This window comes from Agromyces humi (assembly GCF_009720255.1).
Classification (GTDB): Bacteria; Actinomycetota; Actinomycetes; order Actinomycetales; family Microbacteriaceae; genus Agromyces; species Agromyces humi.
This window is the reverse complement of sequence record NZ_WJSP02000537.1, coordinates 1-2,013: the sequence shown is the minus strand read 5'-3', so window position 1 is coordinate 2,013 and position 2,013 is coordinate 1. Positions and strand designations below refer to the sequence as shown.

Annotated in this window: 1 protein-coding gene and 1 pseudogene; both read right to left on the bottom strand. The window is 72.8% G+C overall.

Annotated features, from left to right (window positions below):
* A pseudogene (locus GH736_RS21925) lies at window positions 1-785 on the bottom strand (C40 family peptidase); the annotation flags it as partial.
* A partial coding sequence (locus tag GH736_RS21920; RefSeq protein ID WP_159607064.1) for a M23 family metallopeptidase occupies window positions 778-2,013 on the bottom strand: 1,236 nt, incomplete at its 5' end. The gene GH736_RS21920 and the pseudogene GH736_RS21925, both read right to left, overlap by 8 nt.

The following is a 2,013-nucleotide window of genomic DNA, read 5'->3' as shown; positions in this document are numbered from 1 at the left end:
GCCGCCTCTGCCGCCTCCTGCGCCTGGCCCTCGACCCGTCGCCGCTCGAGTTCGGCCGTCGTGTCCTTGAGGCTCGCGAGCTGCGCGTAGAGCTCGGTCGACTTCTGCTCCTGCTCGGCCACTGCGGCGGCTGCCGCATCGGCGGCGGCGCGCGCCTCGTCGGCGCGCTGCTCGGCCAACGCGGCCAGGCGCTGGCGCTCGGCCGCGGCATCCGCTGCCTGGTCGCGGAGCGAGTCGGCGGTGTTGCGGTCGGCGACCGCCTGCTCGTAGACCTCGTTCGACTGCTCGCCGAGCTTCGACGCCATGCCGAGCTGCTGCAGGAGCTTCGTCGAGTCGTCGCCCGAGAACACGAGCTCGGCGGTGAGGTCGGCGCCGGCGGTCTTCGCGAGGTGCGCGGCCAGCAGGCCCGCTCGCATCTTGGAGATCTCGGCCACGGCGTCGGCCTCGTCGGCCTGCGTTCCGAGCGCGCGCTCGCGCTCAGCCGCGCGGTCGCGCTGGTCGATGGCGATGCGCCACGCCTCGTCGGCCATCATCGAGGCCTGCGCCGCGGCATCCGCTGCCTGCTGCAGGCCGACCAGCAGTGCGCCGACCCGGTCGATCTCGGCCTGCTTGGTCTGCTCGTTCTGCTTGGCCTGCTCGATCTCGCTCCAGGACGGGTAGTCGGGCTCGGCCATCGCCGGCCCGCCCGCGGCGACGACCGACGCGGTCACCGCGCCGACCGCGACCGTGGAGAAGACGGTTGCGGGCTTCACCCGGGAGACCGGGCGCGTGCGGTGGTCAGCCAAGGCGGATCCCCCGATCGGCCATGAACGGCTGCGGATCGATGCGGCTGCCGCCCGAGTAGACCTCGAAGTGCAGGTGGCATCCGGTGGACGCACCCGTGGTGCCGCTCGACGCGATGTTCTGTCCCGCCTCGACCCACTCCCCCACGCCGACGAACCGTCCGCCGTCGCGGATGTGCGCGTACCCCGTGGAGATGCCGCCGCCGTGGTCGATCTTGATGAAGTTGCCGTACGTGCCGGAGTAACCCGAGAACGTCACGACCCCACTGTTGGCCGCATAGATCGGCGCGGAGCATCCGGTGCCGAGGTCGACGGCGTAATGGAAGGAGCCGGAGCACCCGCCTCCTGAGCAGATCGGCGACCTGGGGCCGAAGTCGCCGGTGATGGCGCCGCCGGCGGGCTTCGCCCAGCCCGACGAGGCGACCGTGCCCGGCGAGCCGCTGCGAAGCGCCTCCTGTCGGCGGCGCTCCTCCTCCTCCTTGCGGATGCGCTCGCCCTCCTGGTAGGCCGCCGCGGTCTGCGCCTCGGTGTCCTGCAGGAACTCCAGCTGCTGCTCGAGCTCGATCTTCTTCGCCTGCGACTCGGCGAGCGCCGCCTCGGCGGCGGCCTGTGCGGCCTGCGCGACGGCGAGGGCTTCCTCGGCGGCGATCCGCAGCTTCTCGCGTTCGGCACGGGCGACCTCCGCCTGCCCGGCGAGCGCGGTCGCCGCGTTCTGCTGCTCCTGCGCGCGGTTGTAGATGCCCGAGGTGCGCTCGACCATCTTCTCCATGCTGCCGAGCTTCGCGAGCAGCTTCTCGGTCGCCTCGGCATTGCCGGCGTCGAGGAACAGGTTCACGCCCACGTCGCCCGTGCCCGCACGGTAGAGCTGCGCCGCGACCTGGCCGGCGTTGCGCTCGGCTGCGGCGGCCTCGGCTGCTGCGGCATCCGCCTGCGCCTGGATCTGGTCGGCGCGGGCGACCGCGTCGTCGAACTTCTGCTGGGCCACCATGAGCTCGTCGGTGCGCAGCTCGGCCTCGGCGCGCGTCACCTGCACGTTCGTCTCGAGCTGGGCGATGAGCGACGTGATCTGGTCGACCGCCGCGGCGCCTGCCGCGGTGTTCGCCTTCGCCGCCTGCAGCTCGTCCCACGTCGGATAGGTGGCCGCCTGGGCGCTCGAGGGAGCGGCGACGGCGCCGACGAGCGCCAGGGTCGCGATGGAGAGGCCGGCGACGAGGTTGCGAGCTCGGCCCCG